Annotated in this window: 16 protein-coding genes; 6 read left to right on the forward strand and 10 right to left on the reverse strand. The window is 58.2% G+C overall.

Annotated features, from left to right (window positions below; genetic code table 11):
* Positions 1–84 precede the first annotated feature (84 nt).
* Together CFT68_RS01785 and CFT68_RS01790 are read left to right on the forward strand one after the other, a co-directional pair.
* The gene (locus CFT68_RS01785) at positions 85–1,107 is read left to right on the forward strand and encodes an FAD binding domain-containing protein (protein ID WP_088841712.1); all 1,023 of its coding nucleotides are present in this window, start codon (positions 85–87) and stop codon (positions 1,105–1,107) included.
* A complete protein-coding gene (locus CFT68_RS01790) occupies positions 1,104–3,335 on the forward strand; it encodes a xanthine dehydrogenase family protein molybdopterin-binding subunit (RefSeq protein WP_088841713.1) in 2,232 nt (743 codons plus the stop codon). Before CFT68_RS01785 ends, CFT68_RS01790 begins: the two co-directional genes overlap by 4 nt.
* A 150-nt stretch (positions 3,336–3,485) precedes the next feature.
* Here CFT68_RS01790 and CFT68_RS01795 read toward each other — a convergent pair whose 3' ends face one another.
* The 6 genes from CFT68_RS01795 to CFT68_RS01820 all read right to left on the reverse strand — a co-directional run bounded on the left by CFT68_RS01795 (position 3,486) and on the right by CFT68_RS01820 (position 14,416).
* Positions 3,486–3,953 (reverse strand): lipocalin-like domain-containing protein, encoded by a 468-nt coding sequence (locus CFT68_RS01795; RefSeq protein WP_088841714.1) that lies wholly within the window; start codon positions 3,951–3,953, stop codon positions 3,486–3,488.
* A 94-nt stretch (positions 3,954–4,047) separates the two neighbouring features.
* Positions 4,048–5,742, reverse strand: coding sequence for a tetratricopeptide repeat protein (locus tag CFT68_RS01800; protein ID WP_088841715.1), 1,695 nt, complete (start codon positions 5,740–5,742; stop codon positions 4,048–4,050).
* Between the two features lie 324 nt (positions 5,743–6,066).
* A complete protein-coding gene (locus tag CFT68_RS01805) occupies positions 6,067–7,239 on the reverse strand; it encodes an MFS transporter (protein ID WP_088841716.1) in 1,173 nt (390 codons plus the stop codon).
* Positions 7,240–7,569: 330 nt separating this feature from the next.
* Positions 7,570–9,615 (reverse strand): glycoside hydrolase family 65 protein, encoded by a 2,046-nt coding sequence (locus CFT68_RS01810; protein WP_212590355.1) that lies wholly within the window; start codon positions 9,613–9,615, stop codon positions 7,570–7,572.
* A 228-nt stretch (positions 9,616–9,843) separates the two neighbouring features.
* Positions 9,844–11,409: a RagB/SusD family nutrient uptake outer membrane protein gene (locus tag CFT68_RS01815; RefSeq protein ID WP_088841718.1), complete on the reverse strand. Its 1,566-nt coding sequence runs from the start codon at positions 11,407–11,409 to the stop codon at positions 9,844–9,846.
* Positions 11,410–11,428: 19 nt separating this feature from the next.
* Positions 11,429–14,416 carry a SusC/RagA family TonB-linked outer membrane protein gene (locus CFT68_RS01820; RefSeq protein ID WP_088841719.1) on the reverse strand — a complete coding sequence of 996 codons (2,988 nt, stop codon included), beginning with the start codon at positions 14,414–14,416 and terminating at the stop codon, positions 11,429–11,431.
* A gap of 292 nt (positions 14,417–14,708) precedes the next feature.
* On the opposite strand from CFT68_RS01820, the gene CFT68_RS01825 reads away from it, so the two are divergent.
* Positions 14,709–15,743, forward strand: coding sequence for a LacI family DNA-binding transcriptional regulator (locus tag CFT68_RS01825; protein ID WP_088841720.1), 1,035 nt, complete (start codon positions 14,709–14,711; stop codon positions 15,741–15,743).
* Between the two features lie 130 nt (positions 15,744–15,873).
* Here the strand turns inward: CFT68_RS01825 and CFT68_RS01830 are convergent, their stop codons facing one another.
* Entirely contained in the window at positions 15,874–16,461 is a 588-nt protein-coding gene (locus tag CFT68_RS01830; protein WP_088841721.1) for a GNAT family N-acetyltransferase, read from the reverse strand.
* A 398-nt stretch (positions 16,462–16,859) separates the two neighbouring features.
* Between CFT68_RS01830 and ygiD the strand changes: the two genes are divergently transcribed.
* Positions 16,860–17,693, forward strand: a complete 834-nt coding sequence (gene ygiD, locus CFT68_RS01835) for a 4,5-DOPA-extradiol-dioxygenase (protein ID WP_088843638.1) — start codon at positions 16,860–16,862, stop codon at positions 17,691–17,693.
* 21 nt (positions 17,694–17,714) lie between these two features.
* Here ygiD and CFT68_RS01840 read toward each other — a convergent pair whose 3' ends face one another.
* The 3 genes from CFT68_RS01840 to CFT68_RS01850 all read right to left on the reverse strand — a co-directional run bounded on the left by CFT68_RS01840 (position 17,715) and on the right by CFT68_RS01850 (position 20,467).
* Complete coding sequence (locus CFT68_RS01840; protein ID WP_088841722.1) at positions 17,715–18,374, reverse strand: efflux RND transporter periplasmic adaptor subunit; 660 nt, start codon at positions 18,372–18,374, stop codon at positions 17,715–17,717.
* 348 nt (positions 18,375–18,722) lie between these two features.
* A complete protein-coding gene (locus tag CFT68_RS01845) occupies positions 18,723–19,175 on the reverse strand; it encodes a c-type cytochrome (protein ID WP_088841723.1) in 453 nt (150 codons plus the stop codon).
* Positions 19,176–19,183: 8 nt separating this feature from the next.
* Complete coding sequence (locus CFT68_RS01850; RefSeq protein WP_088843639.1) at positions 19,184–20,467, reverse strand: PQQ-dependent sugar dehydrogenase; 1,284 nt, start codon at positions 20,465–20,467, stop codon at positions 19,184–19,186.
* Between the two features lie 276 nt (positions 20,468–20,743).
* Between CFT68_RS01850 and CFT68_RS01855 the strand changes: the two genes are divergently transcribed.
* Both CFT68_RS01855 and CFT68_RS01860 read left to right on the forward strand, forming a co-directional pair.
* A complete protein-coding gene (locus tag CFT68_RS01855) occupies positions 20,744–21,577 on the forward strand; it encodes a phosphatase PAP2 family protein (RefSeq protein WP_088841724.1) in 834 nt (277 codons plus the stop codon).
* Positions 21,578–21,731: 154 nt separating this feature from the next.
* Positions 21,732–22,805 (forward strand): acetamidase/formamidase family protein, encoded by a 1,074-nt coding sequence (locus tag CFT68_RS01860; RefSeq protein WP_088841725.1) that lies wholly within the window; start codon positions 21,732–21,734, stop codon positions 22,803–22,805.
* Positions 22,806–22,876 lie beyond the last annotated feature (71 nt).

Below are 22,876 nucleotides of genomic sequence, written 5' to 3' on the forward strand. Positions count from 1 at the left end.
GTGAAGTTGTGAAGTCGTCAGGATGGCGACTCTACATATCACTTACCGACAAATTCACAAGTTCTCCACTTCACCCTTGAAAAGATGAACCCATTTACCTACTCCCACGCCACGGCCGTCGAGGACGCCGTGCGCGATAATACTAGCCACGAAGGCGCCGCCTACATTGGGGGCGGCACCAACCTGCTGGATCTGATGAAGGAAAACGTGGCTCGTCCCACGCACCTCGTCGGCCTCAATAAGTTGCCTCTCACGGCCATCGAAAACAATCCCGAAGGTGGCCTACGCCTGGGCGCCCTCGCTACCAACGCCGACACGGCCTGGAACGAAGAGGTGAAAAAGCGCTACCCACTGCTGAGCCAGGCAATTCTGGCCGGCGCTTCGCCGCAGCTGCGCAACATGGCCACCGATGGCGGCAACCTGATGCAGCGCACCCGCTGCTACTACTTCTATGACCTAGCCACGCCTTGTAACAAGCGCGAGCCGGGCTCGGGTTGCTCGGCCATTGGCGGCTACAACCGCATCCATGCTATTCTGGGCGCCAGCGAGCAGTGTATTGCTACGCACCCGTCGGATATGTGTGTGGCGCTGGCTGCCTTGGCGGCTACGGTGCGCGTAAGCGGACCCAGCGGCGAGCGGACCATTGCGTTCGAGGACTTCCACCGCCTGCCCGGCGACCAGCCCGAAAAGGACAACACGCTGGAACCCGGCGAGCTGATTACTGGCCTGGACCTACCCGCGAAAGGGTTCGAGAAGAACTTCACCTACCTCAAGCTCCGCGACAGGACCAGCTATGCCTTCGCCGTGATATCGGTGGCGGCAGCACTGGAGCTGGACGGCAACACCATCACGGATGCCCGCCTAGCCCTGGGCGGCGTGGCCCACAAGCCCTGGCGCGACCAAGAAGCCGAAAACCTGCTGAAAGGCCAGCCCGCCACCGCTGAAACGTTCCGTCGTGCAGCCGCCAAGGTGGTGGAAGGAGCGGTAGGCCACGAGCACAACACCTTCAAGATCGAGCTGGCCAAGCGGGCCATTGTGCGCGCCCTTAAGCAGGCGGCCGAAGGCACCCAGCAAGCATCCGACGTCTTTCTAAACTCGAATCCATGAGCACAACTAACCATATAGGAAAGCCCACCAGCCGCGTAGATGGTCCGGCTAAGGTGACGGGCTCGGCTAAGTATGCGGCCGAGTTTCAGGTGCCTAACCTGGCCTACGGCTGGGTAATCAGCAGCCCCATCGCCAAAGGCAAAATCACGAAAGTACACGCGGAGGAGGTGTTGGCTATACCGGGCGTGCTGGAGGTGTTTTCGCACGAGAATGTGCCTTCATTGGCGTGGTTTGATAAAAACTACAAGGATGATGTAGCGCCCGGCGGCTCGCCGTTTCGCCCGCTGCACAACAATGAAATCATGTTCAGCCAGCAGCCCATTGCGCTGGTGGTAGCCGACACGCTGGAACTGGCCCGCTACGCTGCCTCCGTGCTGCGTATCGACTACGACCAGCAGGAACACGATACCAACATCGAGAACAAGCGCGACGAGGGCTTTGAGCCAGGCCGGGGCAAAACCGGCTGGATGCCACCGCCACCGCCGCGCGGCAACCCCGAAAAAGCCTGGGACGACTCCGTACACCGCATTGAGCAGGAATACGTGCACGGCACCCAGCACCACAACCCCATGGAGCTGTTTGGCACCACGGTAGAGTGGCGCGGCGATGGCAAAATCACGGCCTACGACAAGACCCAGGGCGTGGTGAACGTGCAGAACTACCTCACTAAGATTTTCGGGCTGAGCAAGGACGACTGCCGGGTGATAAATCTGTACATGGGCGGCGGTTTCGGCTCGGGCCTGCGGCCGCAGTACTCCGTGTTTCTGGCAGTGCTGGCCTCTTTGGAACTGAAACGCTCGGTGCGCGTGACGCTCACGCGCCAGCAGATGTTCAGCTTCGGCCACCGGCCCCACACGCTGCAATATATGAAGCTGGGCACCAACCCCGATGGGACACTGGCCACGCTGCAGCACCATGCTTTGCACGAAACATCCCAGTTTGAGGACTACACCGAAAACGTAGTGAACTGGAGCGGCATGCTTTACCAGTGCGACAACGTAAAGCTGGGCTATCAGCTCACGAAGCTCGACGTGTTTACGCCCCAGGACATGCGTGCCCCGGGCGCCGCCACGGGCTCGTTTGCGCTGGAAGTTGCCATGGATGAAATGGCCTACGCCGCCGGCCTGGACCCCCTGGATTTCCGCATCCGCAACTACGCCGAGAAGGACCAAAACCTCGATAAGCCTTTCTCCAGTAAGAAGCTGCGGGACTGCTACCACCTTGGCGCCGCCAAATTCGGGTGGGACAAGCGCAACCCCGAGCCGCGCTCCATGCGCGACGGGAACCTGCTGGTGGGCTACGGTATGGCCGGGGGCGTCTGGGATGCCTCGCAACAGAAAGCTGCCGCCAAAGCTTCCCTCACCATGGATGGCAAGCTACTGGTAACCAGCGCCACCGCCGACATCGGGACGGGTACCTACACCATCATGACCCAGATTGCAGCCGAGTACATGGGCCTGCCCTTGGAAGCCGTGACCTTTAAGCTGGGCGACACCGACATGCCGGAAGCTCCCGTGCAAGGCGGCTCCTGGACGGCCGCCTCCGTGGGCACCGCCGTGAAGAACACCTGCGAAGCCCTGGGCGAAAAGCTGCTTAAGCTGGCCCAGAAGATGGAAGGCTCCCCCCTCAAAGGCGCCAGCATCGAGGACGTACAGTTCGTGAATGGACAGATCCGGCTGCGCAAAGACCCCAACGAAGCCGTGGTACTGCGCGACGTGCTACAGGCCAGCGGCGAGGATAAGGTGGAAGCCGACAGCTCGGCCATGCCCAACATGATCAAGCAGCAACCCTACTCCATGCATTCGCACAACGCGGTGTTTGTGGAGGTGAAGGTTGATGAGGAACTAGGCACCGTGCACGTTACGCGCGTACTAAATGCGGTGGCTGCTGGCCGCATAATCAACACCAAAACGGCCCGTTCCCAGGTGCTGGGCTCCATTGTGTGGGGCATCAGCATGGCCATGATGGAGGAAACCGTCATGGACCACAAGTTCGGGCGCTACATGAACCACAACTACGCCGAGTATCACATCCCCGTGCAGGCCGACGTACACGACATCGAAGTGCTGTTCGTGGAGGAGGAAGATGACATTGTGAACCCGCTGGGCGTGAAAGGCATCGGGGAGGTAGGCCTATTGGGGGTGGCCGCCGCCATCACCAACGCCGTCTACCACGCCACCGGTAAGCGTGTCCGTGAGTTGCCTATTATGCTTGACAAGCTGCTGTAATTTTGATTGCTGTTATAATACAAAAAAGCCCCGGTGCCGTAAGGTGCCGGGGCTTTTTTGTATTATAACATTGAGCATTTATACCTGACAGGGGCGCTATAAGGTTGTCATGGCAAGCAACCAACCGGTTACTTGGCTATAACAAGGCGCTTAATTCACCTTGACGTATTTCTCAATATTTATTCGGTTGATGCCGCTAGCTTCCACCTTCTCTACGCCCTGCTGAACCAAGGTGTCATTCTTAATAGAGACGGTAAAGGCAAAATCATTTCCCTCCCAGTTCCGGGCGCTGCAATATTCTAGGTGCTCGGAGTAAGTACTGTCCTTGAGAGAGTAGCGGCCTCCACCCGACACATACACGGCGGAGTCTTTGCCTTTGTGTACATCGTGCTGTAAAAAGGCGAAGTGAGTATCATTGATGATTTTAACGAAGGATATATTCTTGTTTCTAGTGTAGTCAGTAATAATGGTATCGCCCTTATCTATTACAGTGCCTGTAATAAGCTGCCAAGTACCGACTATTGGCGTATCTCTTGAATCTGCTGCCTTTCGAGCAGCATCTGAGTTGCATGATACAAGCGATAAGGCAACCGCTACGAATCCTAGTACTGTTCTCATAAGGGCGAGGTATAGTATATAAACTATATACTGCGTAAGTACGGCAACTAACCTTGATTTACCACTGATAGAAAGTTGTAATATTAAAGAATGCCTATGTCAGCTCAGCCAAAAACTGCCGCGCCGCTATAAGCTCTGGGCGCGTGGTTTGGGGTGCATTGGCGCTCTTCAGCAGTTGTTGATAGTAGCGCCGAGCCTTGGTCGTGTCGCCGGACTTAGATGCGGCGGTGGCGGCACCGTAGAGGCCGTTTAGGCGGTTGGGGTGTTGCGTTAAGTCGGCCTCGTAGGCCAATAGAGCCTGCTGGGGTTGGTTGAGCTGTAACAGAAGGTCGCCGAGTATTTCGCGGGCGGGCAGGACCTCACTGGGCGTTACGGCATGTTTCTGCGTGCGGTCCTCGGTATCGGCGGCCAGATGCATGAGCTGAAGCGCCTCCTGGGTGTTGCCTTGGGCCGCCAGCAGCCAGGCTTGCGCTGATTTCAGCTGAATAGCCACTTGGGTGGCTTTGTACTGATCTTTTTGCCGCAGCAAGATGTCGTGGCTGGCCTGCAGCTGCCGTAACTCCTGCCGTGCCGAATCGAGCTGGCCGATGTGGGTGTAGCCGAGGGAGCGGGTGAAATGCACCATGGCTTTCTGCCACGGAAACTCTTCCCAAGCCACATTCGCCGTCGGAATTTTCAGGTGGGCCGCTTCCTGCCACAGCTTGTTTTCCAGTACGTAGCGGCTCGGAATAGCCGCCAGGGCGTAGGCCACTTTAAAGTTTGCCGGATGCACTTCCCGGATGGTCTGCAGATACTGCCATTGCGCTTTGGCCTGCCGGTTATCGGCTTTTTGGAGGTAGGCATACGTTAGGTAGTCCAGCGCGTGCAGCTCCTCATCCCAATGGCCTTTGATGCCCGTATTTTCGGCGTAGCACCTAGCCGAGGCGGCGGCATCCAGATTAGAGGCCACGCAGTCGTCCCATAGGCCTAGCCTGACGAAAATGTGGGAGGGCATGTGCTGGGCGTGGGCCGAGGAGGGCGCAATGGCCGCGTACTTTTTGGCCGCCGGCAAGGCCTGGGCCGCCAGCTCAGGGGAGTCGTAGCTATGAATGATGTAGTGAATAATGCCCGGGTGATTGGGCGCGCTCAGCGACAAGGCCGTGAGCATGGTGCCGGCCTGGCGTTGCCGACGGAAGGTTTTATCGGCGGGGTCGGCGGCGCCATTGAGGGCTAGCGCGTAAAAGATAGCCGCCTCCTTATCCTCAGGGTAAGTGGCGTGCAGTTTCGCCATGGCCTGCTCAAACCGGGCACACCGGACAGCATGCGCGGTGGTAGCCCCATCCTGATAGAACTGCGCTAGAGCATGGATGTATGCCGTTTCGCGAGGCGTTTTTTGCGGAATACGCTGCGCAATGGTTATGGCTTTAGTGCCTTTGGCTAGCTCAGCTGGGGTAGGGGGCGCCCAAAGCGGGTGGTAGTTAGCCATGGCCACGCCCCAGTAAGCCATGGCGCAACCAGGTTCCCGGTCGATGATGTTAGCAAAAGCCTTCTCCGCTTCGTCGTACTCGAAGGAATGCAGCAGCGAAACGGCCAGATTAAAATCGGCTTTATCGGTAGCAGCACAAGAAGTTTCAAACCCGGAAAAGCCGTATTGCTGGTTGGGAATGCCGCAGACCACAGGCGAACCACGGTTGAGGTTAATTTCCCGGATAGCCTCAGCCGAGGGGGCAGATGCCTTTTCCCGACAGGAAGCCAAAGCACCAAGCAGCCCTACAATTACCAAACGACTTATGAAAAGCGCCTTATGCATAGCCGATTTGGGGAAGTTAGGTGTGCTTCAAATACTGCTTGTGCTTCCCCAGATAATGAAGCGGCCTATTTCTGCCTTACCACCTAAAAGCAGAATTTATTCGATTGTTTGAATATAGCAAAATCCTGCCCGACCGTCATGCGGAGCGCAGACGAAGCATCTCTACCGCTTCTCTAGGCCAGTCGATTAGCCACCTGTCATGCTTCGACAAGCTCAGCATGACAGGTGGTTTATCAAAGTCGGCAAGCGAGATTTGAGCACTGGCTTGATGCGCTACATGATCTGTACCACGTTCGGGGAGGTGAATTCAGCCCCAGGTAGGAGTTAATTCACTTCCGAATCCTTACCACTGAACAACCCCCACAACCCTAGCACTGGCCCAATGGCCAGCGTCATATATAGGTAATGCGGCTGCAGGAAGTGGGCTAGGAAGCTTGTGAACTGGATGCTCACAATGGTAAGAGCAAAGCCGAGACAGTTGACGATGGTCAGGGACGTGCCGCGCGTGGCTTCCGGGGCGTTCTGGGCCACCAGCGTCGAGAACAACGGCGAATCGGCTACCACTACGAGGCCCCAGAAGAACAGAAAACCCAGCAGCAAGTCCGGCGAGTTGCCCCGCAGAAACAGCGGCGACACCAGGCAGCACAAACCCGACAGGCCTAGCGCCGCAGCCGCCACCGGGCGCGCCCCCAGCCGCTGCGACAGTAGGCCACTCCCGACGCACGCCAGGCTACCCACCCCAATAATCAGGAAGGAGAGGAAAGGCACCCGAAATCCTGCTTCGGGGTGGGCGGTGTTGTAAGCCGCCAGCAGCATCGGCACAAAAGCCCAGAACGTATATAGCTCCCACATGTGCCCGAAGTAGCCGAACGCCGCCGCCCGAAACTCCGGCCGCCGGAACCCCGCCAGAAACGCCGTAAGCTGCAGGTGCTGGCCCGCGCGGCGGTGGGGCCCGTCGGGAACCAGCAGCACCAGCGCTAGGCCACCCAGCACCGCCAGCCCCGAGGTAGCCAGCGTAACGTAGTGCCACGGCAAATGCGCCGCCAAGCTCCTGAGCAAGTGCGGAAACGCCGTACCCAGCACCAGCGCCCCCACCAGAAACCCCAACGACTTGCCTAGGCCACTCTGGTAATAATCGGAGGCGATTTTCATGCCCACCGGATAGATGCCCGCCAGGAAAAAGCCCGTCAGAAACCGAAATGCCAGTAAGCCCTCCTGGCCCAGGCCACTGAGGTTGATGCCCAGGTTACAGAGCGCCGCCAGCACCGCGCACACGAAGAACACCCGCGAGGGAGAAAACCGGTCGGAGATGGCCAGCAGGGCGAAGGCCAGCGTGCCGCTGATAAAGCCGAGCTGCACGGCACTGGTAAGGGTAGCCACAAAGCCGGGCACCAGGTGAAATTGGGCGGCTATATCAGGGGCAATAGCATTGCCAGCAAACCAGAGCGAAGTGCAGAAAAACTGCGCCAGCACAATGGTGGGTAAGATGCGAGACATGAGGCAGACGGGGTGGGAGCGGATGGGGCCGGCAAAGTACCCAAATCTGCCGGTGGCGCCGCGTACCATCGAGCGCTAGGCCAGTTGCTTTTGCTGGCGGCGCATGGGCGAGGTATTCCCCGCCGCCCACCGTCGGCTAAGCGCAACTCGTGAGTGGGAGTGAAGGAGTCAGAAAAGATGAGCCGGAAGAAACTGGGTAGCAGAGGGAAACGCCGCCCGCCTTCCGGCGAGCGACGGGCAGTCGGCCCTTCCCACGAGGCGTTCTGCCATTCCCAACTTGCGGTACCTCACCCCAACCCCCTCTCTCTGAGGGGAGGGGTTGGGGTGGGGTTACCGCGTAACAGAGTAAGTTTTGCGCTGCGGCCCAGCCCCCGTGATGCGCACGGATTTCCAGCCGGTGGGCAAGGTGCTTTTGCGTTGGGCTAGGCCACTTGGGGTGATTTCCAGGCCCCCGAAACCCATCATGACGGCCTGCAGCACCCCACCTGCGCCGGTGGCGAAGTAGGGGTTGGTGCCGCCTTTGGTTTCGGCGATGACGCGGAAGGGCGGCAGCAGATTGGGCAGGTAGGCGTCCTGGAAGAAATGCTGCGCCTTGTCGGCGTTGCCGAGGCGGGAGTAGAGCAGCGCAAAAATGGCCTGGGTCATGGCGGGTGTGCCCTCGGTGGGCACCCGGGTTTCGTAGTAGGCCAGGTCTTTCCGAATCTGGGCCGGGTCGGTGATGACGCTGAGCGGGTAGGCCAGTAGGTTTACATCGCCCTGCTTAATGCCCTCGCCCTTGTAAGTGGCATGCTCCTGCGTGGTGCCGTCGGGCATCTTCAGGATCGGGATGTTCTGGGCTACGTGCAGCCAGTCGGGGTTGGCTTTCAGGCCGAGCAGTTTGGCGGCGGCCGTCGCATTGCGCAGGTTTACCTGGGCGGCGGCGTTGGTGAAGGCGTTGTTGTCCACGTTTTCGGCCCATTCATCAGCCGCCACCACATTCTTGATATCGTAGTGGCCTGGGCCGTTGCGCTCCACGCGGCTGGCCCAGAAATCGGCCGTAGCCGACAGAATCGGGTAGCCTTTCTCACGCAGCCAGTCCTTGTCCTGGGTCACGCAGTAATACTGCCAGGCTGCCAGCGCCACGCAGCCAGAAATATGGTGCTCGAAGGGACCACTCAGAGCCCACACCGGCGTTTCCTCCACGCCCGTGTCGGCGCTTTCCCAGGGGTATTGGGCACCCTGGTAACCGTGGGCAAAGGCGTTGCGGCGGGCCGGCTCCAGGCGCTGGAAGCGGTACTCAATCAGGGACTTCGCAATATCGGGGTGCAGCACCAGCAGGGCCGGGAACATCCACACATCGGTGTCCCAGAACACGTGCCCGTTGTAGCCCAGCCCCGAAAGGCCCATGGGCGAGGGGGAAAATGCGGTGCCGGCCCTGGAGAAGCTGTAGAGATGGTAGAGCATGCTGTGCACATCCTGCTGGGCCTGTGCGTCGCCCTCAATCTGAATGTCGCTTTTCCAGAGTTCCTGCCAGGCTTTGGTGTGGTAGGCCAGTAGCCGGTCCTTGCCTTCGAGGCGGGCGAAGATGGTGAGGCGCTCGGCCTCATTTAGGGGGTCGTCGTGGTGGGCGGAGGTGATGCTGGAGCCCGCCACGGCGTAGGAGTACGTTTGGCCCGCTTTCAACTGCTTCCCGAATTTCATCAGGTGCATGTTGTTGTCCCACATCTCATGTATCACGTTGGGCTCCTGGCCGTGGGCTTCCCCAAACAAAAACGTATTGGAGGCGCACAGCTGCATCTTGCCAGTTGGGCTCCGGGCCGAGGACGTGAGCAGGCTCAGCGTGACGTGGGGCCGGTCAATTTCGTTGTAGTAGTTCTGCGCGTCGCGGAGGGCGTCGGGCGTTTCCAGCACGCTGGCAGCCGTCATGCTCAGGTCTTTTTTGGCCGTGATGGACACATCCAGCAGGGCCGTGAAAGGCAGGTGGCGTAGCGTGTAATAGGTGTAGCTGATAGTAGCCTTATCCTGGTAGTCAAACGAGGTGGTGAAGCTGCCCCGCTGCATGTCCAGCTCTTGGCGGAAGTTAGTGGCGTCCTTGCTCGAAAGGCGGCGGCCGTCCACTTCCAGGTACATATTCAGCAGGTTGAAGCTGTTGAGAAAGTTGCTCACCCGGCCCCGCCCATACTGGTCGTAGGCTCCGGCCAGCACCACGCTCTTCACCTGAAACGGCTCCGGCGACGACACAATGCCCAGCATCCCGTTGGCCACCATCACGCCGTAGTAGTTCTTGGGGTCAATCTGGGTGGCCGTAAGGCGCCAGGGGTCGGGCGCTGTTTGGGCGCGGGAGGTAGCCGCCAAGAGCCAAAGCGTACAGAAAAGCAGAAAGCGGGTGGAAAGCATGCAGGAAATGTAGGGTGAGGCAGTGCAGGTGGGTGGTGCAGTGCAGAGGCGCATATTTATTGGCTAATGTGATCCGCTAGGCCACCTTTAGCGGTAGCAATTTGGCATGTAGGCCACTCATTCCTGCTGACGAGCCAACTGGAGTGGCCTACGCACAGACAAGCCGTTGGCCGCTACTGCGTAGCAGCAACCAACGGCCTGTTGATGCATTAGCGAAAGGAGCTTGTGCTAATACCCTGGGTTTTGCACAATGTTGGAGTTCACGTCGGCCTGAGACTTCGGAATCGGATAAATCAGGTATTTCGGGTCGCTTACGGGCTTGTCTTTGCGGGCCAGCAAGAACTTGCCAAACCGAATCATATCATTCCGCCGCCACGACTCGCTGTAGAACTCCCGGCCCCGTTCATCCAGCAGGATGTCGAGGGTGAGGGATGGCAGGGCGCTGGCTCCGCGCGACGGATGAGTACGCAGTGAGTTGACGATGGCCAGCGCAGTAGATCCGTAGCTGCCAGCGCTGGTGGCCGTGCCGCCCCGCAGGATGGCCTCCGCCTTCATTAGCAGCACATCGGCTAGGCGGAAGGTCACGTGGTCGTTTTCGCAGCCGTTGCCGCCTTTGGCCTCGCTCACGTAATCAACAGGGTATTTGATAGGCCGGATGCCCTTGGCCTCCAGATCGGCGCCGGTTTCAAACAGGTTGATGTCCTTAGTAAACACCAGTGGAGCACCGCTGCGCGTGGTAAGTGGTGCATCGGTCAGCAGGTTGTACTGCTGCCCAATGAGGAAGCCCACGTTGATGCGCCGGCCGGTATTGGCAGGGCCGCCGGGGATATCGTAGGCCTGCCCGCGGCGCTTGTCGGTGGCCTCGAATAGGTCGTAGAGCGAGGCGGGGGCGGCTGGTCCATTGTAGCCATCTACGGGCCGCATGTTGTAGTGCGACACGAACTTCCACAAGTCGCGGGTAGGACCGGCATTACCGAAGGTGTTCGGCTGCGTGAAGATGTTCTCTAGGCCTATTGCCGTATTGTTGGGCGCGAAGTTGTCGAAGTAGTTAGGCGTGAAGGAGTATTTACCACTGTTGATGACCTGATCGGCCAGCGTAATTACCTGGTTCATGTCGGCTGCCGCAAAGGTGGGCGCCTGGCGGTTGGCGTACACACCCTTATTGAGGTAGCACTTCATCAGCAGCACCCGCGCCGCATCTTTGTTGGCCTTGCCGGCAGGACCATCGGGTAGGTCTTTCTGAATGGCATTAATCTCACTCACGATGAAGTCGAGTGCCTCAGTTCCTTTGCGCACTTTAGCGTTTTCCGCCAGGTTCTCACCCGGCTCCCGATAAAGCACTTGGTCGTAGAGGTCGAGGAGCAGAAAGGTAGCCCAGGCCCGCAAGAACCGCGACTCGGCTGCCTGCTGCGGTGTGGGGTCGAAGCGTAGCAGGTCGGTGGAGGAATAAATAATGCCCTCCAGCTGGGTAAAGGTGTCGCGCACCCGCTCGTTGTTCGGGTCCCAGGTGTGGTTGTAGAGGGCGCGCCACTTGCCGTTGTCGTCCCAGTCTGGCCCGCGGGTGGGCATAATGCGGGAATCAGTGGAAACCTCCTGTAAAGCAAATACGCTTACGTGGCCCTGAATTGGGTCGCGCTGGGCATTGTATACACCCTGCAGCAAGGAAGCTGGGTTGCCTTTTGGTATCTGGTCTTGCGTGAGCTGGCCCTCCAGGGTTTCGTTGAGCTCGCAGCTACTGGCCACCTGTAGCAATGCCAAAACGGAGGCCGTGCAAACAATCTTAGTGTAGTTCATGGTGGGAAGAAATTAGAGGCTACAGAGAGAAGTTGACGCCGAATGTGAAGGTGCGGGCACTGGGGTAAGGCAGGTAGTCGATACCGATGGAAGGCACCTGGTTGGCTCCGCGCTTCACGGTGTTGATTTCCGGATCAAACCCATCGTATTTGGTTATCACGAATAGGTTCTGGCCCGTGGCGTAAATCCGGGCGCCCTTCAGGAAGCTGCCTATATCGCCAAAGCTGTAGGCCAGCGTGAGGTTAGACATCTTCAGGTAATTGCCCTTCTCCAGGTAGCGCGTAGAGGCCGCTGAGGGGTTGCCGGTTGCTTCTTTGGTAGAGTTTTCAAACGTGGAAAGGGCAATGTTTTTGCCGGCTCCAATCTGACCGATAGCACCTACTGCGTTGAGCGTGTTGTTGTAGATGTACTGCCCAAATACGCCGGTCATGTTGGCCACCAGGGAGAGTTTGCCATAGCGGGCATTGGCACCTAAGCCCAGCAACGTACGAGGGTTCGGGCTGCCTGAGTACACCGCCGGTCCAAACGCGTTGGACAAGCCCTGCTCATTGATGCCATTGTACTGGGGTAGGAAAAAGGCGTTGATGGGGTAGCCGTTGGTGATAAGTTGCGACAATGCCCCCGTCAGGCCCTGCCCGTTAATAGCCCCAGTCGGAATGTCGGCCCCACTCAGGCCCGTTACCTCATTACGAATAAACGTGGCGTTGGCATTGAGACTTACTTCCACTTGCTCATTAGTGATAAGCGTAGTGCCTAGGGCTAGCTCTACGCCCTTGTTCACGATTTTTCCGTCGAGGTTGGTCCAGCGGATGGCCTGTACCGGTGGAGCAGGCTGGCCGGGTAGGCGCGGAAACAGCAAGTCGGTAGTAGACTTGTGGAAGTAGTCGGCTGTGAAGGTGAGGCGGTTGTTGAACGCCCCAATATCAACGCCGGCATTGAATTGTGCATCTGACTGCCATTTCAGGTCGGGGTTGGCATCGTTGATGGGAGCCTGTGCCCCGTTGTCGTTGATGGAGAAGCGCCCCTGTGCCGAGCCGGCCGGAAACTCCTGGTTGCCGGTGCGGCCATAGCCAGCCCGTAGCTTAAGCTGGGAAAGCTGCTCAGCCGGGAAAAAAGCTTCCTGGCCTAGGTCCCAGGCCACTGCAAAGGAGGGGAAATAGCCCGCACGGTTGTTAGGACCAAATTTGCTGCTGGCGTCGCGGCGGAGCGTGCCGGTCACAATGTAGCGGTCCTTGTAGTTGAAGATGGCCCGGCCAAACAACGATTGTAGCTCCGAGGACGGGTCCACAAACGACGACACCTGACGCGACCCGGTAGCCGATGACTGAATGTAGTTGGTATAATCGAGACCGAAGACCCCAAAGCCCCCCGCGGCGGGGTTGCCGAACGCATTCACGTTGGAGCCCAAATTCTCAAACTTGGTGTACTCGTAGCCTATTACCGCATTCAGGTTCAGATCGGTAGCTATGCTTTTGTTGAGGCTGAGCGTGTGAGCGATTTGCTGAGTGGTCAGCTCGTTGTTGCTGATGCTGGCAAACCCTTGGTTTTCGATGCCGGGGTAGTTAATCAGTCGCTGATCGATGGAAGTGCGTCGCTCACCGCTGTTGTAGTTCACGCTCAGCAGCATCCGGTACTGGAGCCAGTCAGTGAACTTAAACGAGGGCGCGATGCTGGCCAGAATGGTATTCACGCGGGACTTGTCGTTGTAAAGCTCCGAGGCTGCCAGCGGGTTCACCACGTCGCCCGACTGGATGAAGAGTGAGCCATCGGTGTTGCGCAGGGGCTGCGTGGGGTTCCACTGCAGGGCTTGCCCAATAAGGCTACCCCGGAAGCCGGCATCAGTGGTGATGTTGGCCAACTCTTCGCGGAACTGGCTCGTGGCAATATTGATGTCCATGCCCAACTTCTTGCTCTCCAGAAATTGCAGGTTCGTGGAGAGGTTAGCACTGTACTTCTTGAAGCCCGTTTTGCGCACAATACCATCTTGGTCGAGGTAGCCCAGCGAGAGACGGTAGCGGCCAGTTTCGCCGCCGCCGCTCATGGCCACATTGTAATTCTGCAGGTAGCCGGTGCGCAGAATTTCTTTGAGCGCGTCCACGTCGCCGCCCTTGTCGTTGGCGGCCGGGGCTCCGTAGTAGGTAATGGCCTCGCGGTACTGACCGGCATCCAGGTATTCGGGCCGGCGTAGTAGTTTAGAGAAACCAGTGGATACACCCACATTTAGGGTTGGAGCCCCCGATTTGCCTTTCTTGGTGGTGATGAGTACTACGCCGTAGGCCGCCCGTGAGCCGTAGATGGCCGTAGCGGAGGCATCCTTCAGCACCGTCAGCGACTCAATATCGTCGGGGTTGAGGAAGTTGAGCGGGTTACTGTCGGCGCCGGTTCCAACGTCGGCGGAGGCTACTAGGCCAGGTCGGGCGGTGCGCCCATCAAGTGGCACGCCATCTACCACGTACAGCGGCTGGCCGGTGCCCGTCACGGCGGAGTTGCCTCGAATGCGGATGGTGGCGGGCCCGCCAGGCTGGCCGCTATTGTTGCTGACCTGCACCCCCGATACTCGACCCTGAATCAACTGGTCGGGCGAGGTGAAGGTGCCCCGGTTGAATTCCTTCTCGCCTACTACCGCCACGGCCCCGGTCACGTCCTGTTTGCGGGCCGTGCCATAGCCCGTTACCACCACCTCGCTCAAAGCCTGCGAGTCTTCCTGAAGCGTGATGTTGAGCGTGGTGGGCGAAGAGCCGATGGTCACGGCCCGCGATTGGGTCTTGTAGCCGATCGAGGAGATGACCAGCTCGTAGTTTCCGGGAGCGGTGGTCAGCTCGTACTGGCCGGTTGCGTTGGTGGGGGCTGCCGTGCTGGTGCCCTTGATCAGGACGGTAGCGCCCACAACCGGGGAGCCGTTTGCCTCTGCTACTGTGCCTCGAACGATGCCTTGCCCCAGCGCGCTACCGGACAAGGCCAGAAACGCGACCAGGAGGCTTCCCCTAGTCTGTAGAAATTCTGACATAATAGAGTGGGTTTTTGTGGGAATAAAACTGGCTGTCTGACTAAAGGTGCAGTATTAATAGCAACATAATCAAGTGGTAAGCTCCCGCAAACTTTGTACTTTAAACCGAAATCGATAACGTAACCGATTTCGGAGCATTGATATTTTTTTAATATGCAGTAGAAATTTTATATGATGCCCACTGGTAACTGCCTCTCAGGCCCTTTACCTGCTTCGAGGAGAACAACCTAGGCCAGGATTGTTATCCTCAACTGATCCGCTCCGCACTACTACCAATCTTCCCACCCTCCCCATGAAAAGAGCTACTCTACGCGACATTGCCCAGAGTCTGGGCGTAACCGTTGCCACCGTATCGCGGGCCCTGAAAAACTACCCTGATATTAGCGCCACCACGAAGCAAACGGTACTGGCCACGGCCGAGCGGATGCACTACGCGCCCCACCCGCTGGCCGTGAAGCTGCGCCAGAAGTCCTATAGAGTGGTAGGGGTGGTGGTGCCCGACATTGTGCACCCGTTTTTTTCCGATGTCATCAGTGGCATTATTGAAGTGGTGGAGGCCCTGGGCTACCATGTGATTCTGAGCCAGAGCAATGAGAGCTACGAAAAAGAAATCAGGGTAACCCAAATGCTGCTGGCTACCGGCGTAGATGGCCTACTAGTGTGCCTGTCCAATGAAACCGTGGATGTAGGCCACCTGCGCGCCCTCCAGGACTACGACCTGCCCGTGGTGCTGTTTGATAAAATCAACTCGGGGCTGGATGCCAGTACCGTAGTAACCAACGACTTTCAAGGGGCCTACGACGCCGTTACGCACTTGCTTGATCAGGGCTATACCCGCGTGGCCCACATCAAAGGCCCGCCGCACCCCGAGAATACCCGCCAGCGCTTTGCCGGCTACCGAGCCGCCCTGGCGGCCTATGGCCTGCCGTTCCGGCCTGAGTACGTGGGCGAGTGCCACGCCGTCACGCATTCCGAAGGGGTCACCTTTGCCAGGCAGTTTATGGCCCTGCCCGAGCCGCCCGATTCTCTGTTTGCCGTTACCGATTCGGTGGCTATTGGGGCCATTACCGCCCTGCGGGAAGGTGGCTGGCGCGTGCCACAGGATATGGCCGTCATTGGCTTCAGCGACTGGGCCGTGTGCCAACTGATGGAACCCAGCATCAGCTCCGTTGCTCAGCCCGGCTATGAAATCGGCCGGCGGGCCAGTGAGCTGCTGCTGCGCGAAATTCAGCAGCTCCGCGACGAGCAACCTCTGGAACACGACCATCTGGTGCTGGATGCCACCATTAAAATACGGCAGTCGTCGCAGCGTCCAGCTATCAGGTAAGGTGTTGTAGGCCAGTAGAGTTAGCAGTGATGGCCTGCGCCTCGCAGGGAGTGATTTTGCAGCGCGGAATAGAAACCCACTGGGTTTACATTCCGCGCTGCATGTGGCTATCTGTTGGGCCTAACAAGGCTTAGTGCTGCCCGTGGGTGCTTTGGTGCAGGCTCAGGCTTTTGGAGGTGTCGTAGGCCAGTTCGAGGTAGTGGTTGTTGTTAAACTCAAACTCCGCAAGTACCACTAGCCCCAGCTTTTGCGTGTGCGCCCGATAAGAGCGGGTATTTATCTGGTTGATGAACGTGACCAGCACCGGGTAGCGGTGCGACATCTTCTCACGGGCGAATTCAAAAATAGCTTCCAGCAACCCGCTGCCCCGGTAGGCTTTATCAACGCAAACCGGCCCGTACTGATAGGAGTTTTCGGTGCTTAACGTGTGGCCCGCGAATGTAAGTTTAGGGAGGTCCGCAATCATGCGGGCGAAAATCGGCCACACCGACCAGTACTGCCACGAGGCCGCCATCACGTAGGCCATTACCGCTTCTTCGTGCCGGGCAATAAACAGCCCCTGCTCTTCCTGAATCAGCTTAGTCAGCTGCTCGCGGGTGAAGTTGGTGGTCACGAAACCGTCCTTCTTGTCCTCCTCCAGAATCGTATCGATCTGGTACTTCCGGTGAAGCGTTAGAACGTCTTCTATATCTTCTAGGCCAGCTAGTTTGAGTTGCATAAGGGAGCTAGAGAGAATCTTAATTATCGGACTGGTGGGTAATCCCTTTATCTGTGATACTTGTCAAGGTGAATTTATCATAGGCCATTACATCAAACACTTTGGAATAGCCATGATTCAGCCATTTTTTGTAAATGAGCTTGCCATTCATAAACAGATAGAACTCATGGTCTCTTAGTACTTTAATAATTGCCATTGGTGCTAGGTATTGTGATGACAATATTCCTCGAGAAGCAATAGTGCAATATAGTTTCATGTATTGCTTTGCGCCCTATTTCTTATCCTACATCAAGGCGGCGCCACATACAGCGGGGTAATTTTGTTAGATATAAACTGATAAACTCATGCGCCGCAAAGACGCCCTAAAGTCCTTAGCCGTGCTACCTTTTTCTACTGCTATGAATTCTCTGCAAGACCTCCATACCACTGCCAGCAGCTTCCAGAAAACCGCCAAGATGCCCGTGCTTTTTGTAGGTCACGGCTCCCCGATGAATGCGCTGGCCGATAACCCGTTTACCCAAACGCTGCACCGGCTAGGCCAGGATATCCGGAACCTGCAGCCGCCCCGCGCCATTCTAGTGGTATCGGCGCACTGGCTTACGCGCGGCACCTTTGTAACCGTGAACGAGCGGCCGGAAACCATCCACGACTTTGGCGGCTTCCCGCAGGAATTGTTCGATATGCAGTACCCCGCGCCCGGCGCACCCGAGGTAGCCCAGGAAGTGCTGGCTGCCCTGCCCGACGCGCACCCTAGCGACGAATGGGGGCTCGACCACGGCACCTGGACGGTGCTGCACCACATGTTTCCGGAGGCCGATATTCCGGTGTTCCAGCTCAGCATCGACTACTACAAGCCCATTACCTACCACGCCGAGCTATCCAGGCAGCTGCAGTTTCTGCGCCGCCGCGGCGTCCTGATTCTGGGTAGCGGCAACATTGTGCATAACCTGCGCCAGAGTATGCCCAGCTTCATGAACGACGACCCACGCCCGCACGCCTGGGCCGTGGAGTTTGACGCGTGGGCCAAAGCCAAAATCGACCAGCGGGACTTGTTTTCCCTGGCCCATTACCAGCAGGCCGGTGCCAGTGGCCCGCTTTCGGTGCCCACACCCGACCACTACATCCCGATGCTGTACAGCCTGGCCCTGGCCGAGCCCGATGACGATATCCGCCACGCCTTCGAGGAGGTGAGCTTCGGCGGCATGAGCATGCGCACGTTTGTGGTAGGGTAGGTGTGCGGCCTGTAGAGAGGCCTAGCGCCGGGCCATAGCAGGCACTGGCCTAATGGGCAACCGGACGGTGGCATGCATACCGGGCCTGATGCGCGGCGAGCCGGTATTGTGAATCAGGACCGTAACGGTCTGTTTTGAGGCCGGCTTCCTGGTGTGGGCTATCGTCTCAACCAGGCCAGTAAACGTACGAGACGGTAACTCCAGAATACTCACCGAAACCGGGTCGCACAGTTTTAGGCGCTGCTCCAGCGGGCTGGGCATAAGTAGCGGTACTTTCACCTGCGCTACATCCTGGAGCATGGCAACAGTGCCTCCGGTAGGCACATGTTGGCCAACCTCCACTTGTTTTTTCACGAGAATACCTGCCTGTGGCGCCAGCAAAAAGTGCCGATCAAACTCGCTGGAATTCTGACCTTTTTGGTAGAGGCGGAGTAAAATCTGACGTTTCTTGACGTACTCTCCCTCGGCGAAGAAAACCTGGCGCACCCAGCCATGGTCCGACACCTTAACGGGGAGCATGGCGGCTGGCTCTACAATGCCTGCCAGCACCACCGCTTCGGGAGCCGCCGGGGTATTTGCAGGCTGCGCTGGAGCTATAGGTGTAGCCTTCTGTTGCGCAACTTCAGGAAAAGGAAGCAGGAGCAGAAAAGCCGCAAGAGGCAGAGTACTATGCTGACCCATAAGAGAATGCACTAGTGGATATATCAACTCCCAGATGTGCTGTTAGCACCCAACAACGGCCTTACCAACTTGGGCAACATAGAAACAACTGGCCTCACTGAATATAGTAAATTTATATATAAAGGGGCTTTTTGTCAACTAAAATCGGCAGTTGCGCAGGAGGCGGTTTGGCATGCAAAGCCAGAAGACAACGGGAACGGATACATCAGCCAAAAGCCTGTCAGCGCCATCTCTGCAGTAGTCCGAAAGACAATAATCAGGACTTTCATCACGATACTGGTTTCTCCACAAAAAAGCCCCAGCTGCACAACTGCGGCTGGGGCTTTTGGCAAAGAGCGGGAAGCAGCTTTACTTTTTGCTGGTTGTCCTGATAACTTTCACTTCCGGAGCCTTCACGGCGCTGGCTTTGTTGCCGAAGCTGTTGCGTACGTAGGTCAGCACGTCGGCAATCTGCTGATCCGTAAGGGCCTCGAAACCGGGCATCACGTTGTTGTAAGGCTCTCCCTCAATGTCTTCGCCCTGTAAGCCATTGAGCACCACTTTTACTAAGCGGGTTTTGTCGCCTAGTACGTAGCTGGTTTTGGTGAGAGGCGGGTTGAGGCCATCTACGCCACCGCCATCGGCCTGGTGGCAGGTAAGGCAGTTCTGGACGTACACGGTTTTGCCAGCCGCCAGCGTGGCTGCCGAAATAGCCGCTGTTTTTGCCGGGGCAGGTTTGGCTTTAGGGGCCGGTTTTTTCTGGGCCAGGACCGGGCTGCTATACCAGGCCAGCGCGCACAGAACAGCAAGAATATGCTTCATCGAAAGGCTTATTTTTTGGCGTACACAATGCGGTAAATGGTGCCTTTCTTGTCGTCGGTGACGTAGAGCGAGCCATCGGGGCCTTGGGCCAGGCCGCAGGGCTTATGATCGGGCCGACCTGCAGCGGCATTGGCCGGCGTGCCCGCGAAATTATCGGCAAACACTTCCCAGTCGCCGGAAGGCTTGCCATCTTTGAAGGGCTGGAACACTACGTAATAGCCTTTCTGGGGCTCGGGGGCGCGGTTCCAGGAACCGTGGAAGGCTATGAAAGCGCCGTTGCGGTATTTCTCGGGGAACATGGTGCCGGTGTAGAACAGCAGGGCGTTGGGAGCCGTGTGGGCGGGGTACGCCGCGGCAGGGTCAATGTAGTTGCCGGTAGCTTCTTTCTTACCGTCGCCGCCGTACTCGGGGCCTACCATTTTCTTGTGCTGGATGTTATCGTAGTACAGGTAAGGCCAGCCGGCGTTATCGCCTTTTTTCAGGGCATACATGCACTCCGCGGGCAGCTCCGCCGACTGCTTGCTGTCATATAAGTTCGGAAAGTTGTCGTAGAGCTGGTCGCGGCCGTGCTGCATCACAAAGAGCTGATTGGCCTGCGTGTTCCAGTCGAGGCCCACCACGTTGCGTAGGCCAGTAGCGTAGCGAATTCCGTTGCCGTAGGTCTGGTTGAGCTTGTCGGCGCGGAACTGCCAGATGCCGCCCGCCGAGTCGAGAACGGGGCAATTGGGCATGCCCAACGAGCCTTTCTGGCGGTCTTTCACCTGGCAGGCGTTGGAGTAAGCGCCCACATTCACGTAGATGTTGCCCGCTTTATCCAGTGTGATGGACTTGCTTTCGTGCTGCTTGCGGTTGAGCAAGCCCGTGATGATTTTCTCGGGCTGCTCAGGGTTCGTGACTTCGCCTTTGCCGTTGAGCTTGTAGCGGAAAACTTCCTGGTCGGAAGAGGCAAACAGGTACTCGGGGGTGCTGTAGATGCCCGTGCCGCCGTAGTTGCCGAAGCCGCTCACCACTTCGGCTTTGCCGCTGCTGTTCTCGCGCAGCATCAGCACACCTTTGCCGGCAGCGTTGGGCCGGTTCAGCTTCACGAAGATGGTCCCCTGGTGCGTGATGGTAATGTGGCGGGTGCGGGCACCCGTTTCGGCTACTTTCAGGGCCCCGAAGCCAGCGGGCAACTTCAGGCCGGCATTATCAGCGTCGGGCACTATCGTTTTGGTGGGCTTAAGGGCCAGCAACGACAGGCTCCCAACCAGTGCCGTAGGCAGCAGCCAGTAGCGGGAAAACGTATTTTTCATAAGGTAAGTAGGTTCGGTGGAGCGTTCTTTTTCAAAAAGGGAAAGCAAGTAAGCCATTTAACGCGCAGAATGCCCGCATGGCTGCATCAGACATGCCTAGCATGCCGCTAAAAAGCTAAAGGGCGGGAACAAGCGCTCTGGCTCGCATCCGGCCTAATGTTCCTCCGGATGAAGTGGCCTAGCAGCAGCGCCGCCCTAGCAAGGCCATATGCGGGCAGCGGGCTTCAACCTTATGGATGAGTTACCCGTTTCACGCTCATTCTATTTCCGTAACTGATGCGATATTTCTCCTCTCTGTTTCTTGCTGGAGCCTTATTTCTGGCCCCCAAACCCGACGCTACGGCGCAGAAAACCTCCCGTTCGCCCTACAAGACCCGCTTTGCGGTAGATGCGCCTATTACGCTTGGGCTGGGTGCCGTGAGTGGCCTAGGCCTGTATCTGGTGCAGCAAAAAGACGGACTGACCAATGAGCAGCTGGCAACCCTCAGCAAGAATGATGTGCCGAAGTTCGACCGGTTCTCGGCGGGCAACTTCAGCAGGTCGGCCCAAACGGCCGGCGACTTTCTCTGCTACGGCTCACTGCTGGCCGCGCCTGGCCTGCTAGCCCTGAACGAGGATGTGCGTGGCCACTACGGCCAGGTGCTAGGCCTGTACCTGCAAACTATGCTGGCCACCGATGCCATTTTCACGACCACCGTCGGGACCGTAACGCGCTACCGGCCATTCCTGTATGGCTCGGAAGGCGGCGCCTCGCGCAACAGCAAGATTTCCACCAACTCCTTCTTCGCGGGCCACACGGCGCATACGGCCACGGCCACTTTCTTCGCCGCCAAAGTCTTCCACGATTTCAACCCCGATTCGCCGGCCGAGCCCTTCGTGTGGGGCGCGGCGGCGCTGCTGCCGGCGGCAGTGGCCTACACGCGCATTGAGGCCGGCAAGCACTTCCTCTCCGATAATTTGGTAGGCTATGCTCTAGGGGCTACCATGGGCGTAGTGGTGCCGCAGCTCCACAAAACCGGCCGCAGCAACGGGTACTCGTTCGCGCCGGTTCAGGGCCTGAACGCAAACGGCTACTCCTACAGCGGGCTGCTGATGACCAAGCAGCTCTAGAGGCGCCTGGTTGGCAGCAGGCAAGGCTACCGTTCGGCCCCGTTCTCACTGGTCTAGGCCGGTAGGAGCGGGGCCGAATTTTCAGCGAGGCACAGCAGCGGGTTATGGCTAATGGTCCGTAGCTTGGGGCATCTTCCAAGGCTACTGCTTCCTGATGAAACTCCCCTCTATTCTCTTACCTGGCACGCTGGCCATCGGCTTGGGCCTGCTGCTCAATACCGGCGCAGTGGCGCAGCAAAATGCGGCGGCCGGCAAGCCTACCACGCACCAGCTAAAGCCCACGCCCACCACCGTGGCCTGGGGTTTTTACGATGCCGCTGCTCAGCCCGTATTGCGCATTAAGTCCGGCGACAAGGTAGAAGTCCAGACGCTCATTACCTCCAGCCCCACGCGCCTGGAAGGGGCCGGCGTGGCCCCCGCGCAGGTAGAACAATCCTTGCGGGATATTTATCAGGCCGTCACCAACAAAGGTCCGGGCGGACACATTCTCACGGGGCCTATTTACGTGGAAGGCGCCGAGCCCGGCGACGTGCTGGAAGTGCGCATCCGAAAGGTGGAGCTGGCCATTCCGTACGCCTACAACGCCTTCGGGCCCACCAGCGGCTTTTTGCCCGAGGATTTCGGCTACGCCAAAATGCGCATCATTCCGCTGGATAAAAAGCGCATGGTGGCCAACTTCGCGCCGGGCATAGAAGTGCCGCTGCGGCCGTTTTTCGGGAGCATGGGCGTGGCACCGCCACCCGCCGCGGGCCGCATCAACAGCGCGCCGCCCGGCATCCACGCCGGCAACCTCGATAATAAAGAACTGGTAGCGGGCACCACGCTCTACATTCCGGTACACGTGGCCGGGGCATTGTTTGAAGTAGGAGATGGGCACGCCGGCCAGGGCAATGGCGAGGTAGACATCACGGCCCTAGAAACCTCCCTGACCGGCACGCTAGAGTTCTTCGTGCGCAAGGATATGCACCTGACCTGGCCCCGCGCCGAAACGCCCACCGACTACATCACGATGGGCACCGATGAGGACCTCACCAAAGCCACCAAAGTGGCCCTGCGCGAAATGATTGACTTTCTGATGAAGGAAAAAGGCCTTACCCACGACGACGCCTACATGCTCGCCAGCGTGGCCGCCAACATGGAAATTACGCAGCTGGTGGATGGCACCAAAGGCGTCCATAGCATGATTCCGAAGAAGATCTTCACCGGAAAAACGCCGCAGAAGAAGTAGGGTGGGGTTAACGTCTCAGGCAACCCTTGCGGCCTTCTCAGCATCTGGCTTGCAGTAGTACTAGTTTATCC

Source organism: Hymenobacter gelipurpurascens, from assembly GCF_900187375.1.
GTDB lineage: Bacteria > Bacteroidota > Bacteroidia > Cytophagales > Hymenobacteraceae > Hymenobacter > Hymenobacter gelipurpurascens.

Bases quoted from the DNA above. Each gene is read 5' to 3' on its own strand.
- CFT68_RS01785 (WP_088841712.1), top strand. From the start codon at position 85: ATGAACCCATTTACCTACTCCCACGCCACGGCCGTCGAGGACGCCGTG.
- CFT68_RS01790 (WP_088841713.1), top strand. From the start codon at position 1,104: ATGAGCACAACTAACCATATAGGAAAGCCCACCAGCCGCGTAGATGGT.
- CFT68_RS01795 (WP_088841714.1), bottom strand. From the start codon at position 3,953: ATGAGAACAGTACTAGGATTCGTAGCGGTTGCCTTATCGCTTGTATCA.
- CFT68_RS01800 (WP_088841715.1), bottom strand. From the start codon at position 5,742: ATGCATAAGGCGCTTTTCATAAGTCGTTTGGTAATTGTAGGGCTGCTT.
- CFT68_RS01805 (WP_088841716.1), bottom strand. From the start codon at position 7,239: ATGTCTCGCATCTTACCCACCATTGTGCTGGCGCAGTTTTTCTGCACT.
- CFT68_RS01810 (WP_212590355.1), bottom strand. From the start codon at position 9,615: ATGCTTTCCACCCGCTTTCTGCTTTTCTGTACGCTTTGGCTCTTGGCG.
- CFT68_RS01815 (WP_088841718.1), bottom strand. From the start codon at position 11,409: ATGAACTACACTAAGATTGTTTGCACGGCCTCCGTTTTGGCATTGCTA.
- CFT68_RS01820 (WP_088841719.1), bottom strand. From the start codon at position 14,416: ATGTCAGAATTTCTACAGACTAGGGGAAGCCTCCTGGTCGCGTTTCTG.
- CFT68_RS01825 (WP_088841720.1), top strand. From the start codon at position 14,709: ATGAAAAGAGCTACTCTACGCGACATTGCCCAGAGTCTGGGCGTAACC.
- CFT68_RS01830 (WP_088841721.1), bottom strand. From the start codon at position 16,461: ATGCAACTCAAACTAGCTGGCCTAGAAGATATAGAAGACGTTCTAACG.
- ygiD (WP_088843638.1), top strand. From the start codon at position 16,860: ATGAATTCTCTGCAAGACCTCCATACCACTGCCAGCAGCTTCCAGAAA.
- CFT68_RS01840 (WP_088841722.1), bottom strand. From the start codon at position 18,374: ATGGGTCAGCATAGTACTCTGCCTCTTGCGGCTTTTCTGCTCCTGCTT.
- CFT68_RS01845 (WP_088841723.1), bottom strand. From the start codon at position 19,175: ATGAAGCATATTCTTGCTGTTCTGTGCGCGCTGGCCTGGTATAGCAGC.
- CFT68_RS01850 (WP_088843639.1), bottom strand. From the start codon at position 20,467: ATGAAAAATACGTTTTCCCGCTACTGGCTGCTGCCTACGGCACTGGTT.
- CFT68_RS01855 (WP_088841724.1), top strand. From the start codon at position 20,744: ATGCGATATTTCTCCTCTCTGTTTCTTGCTGGAGCCTTATTTCTGGCC.
- CFT68_RS01860 (WP_088841725.1), top strand. From the start codon at position 21,732: ATGAAACTCCCCTCTATTCTCTTACCTGGCACGCTGGCCATCGGCTTG.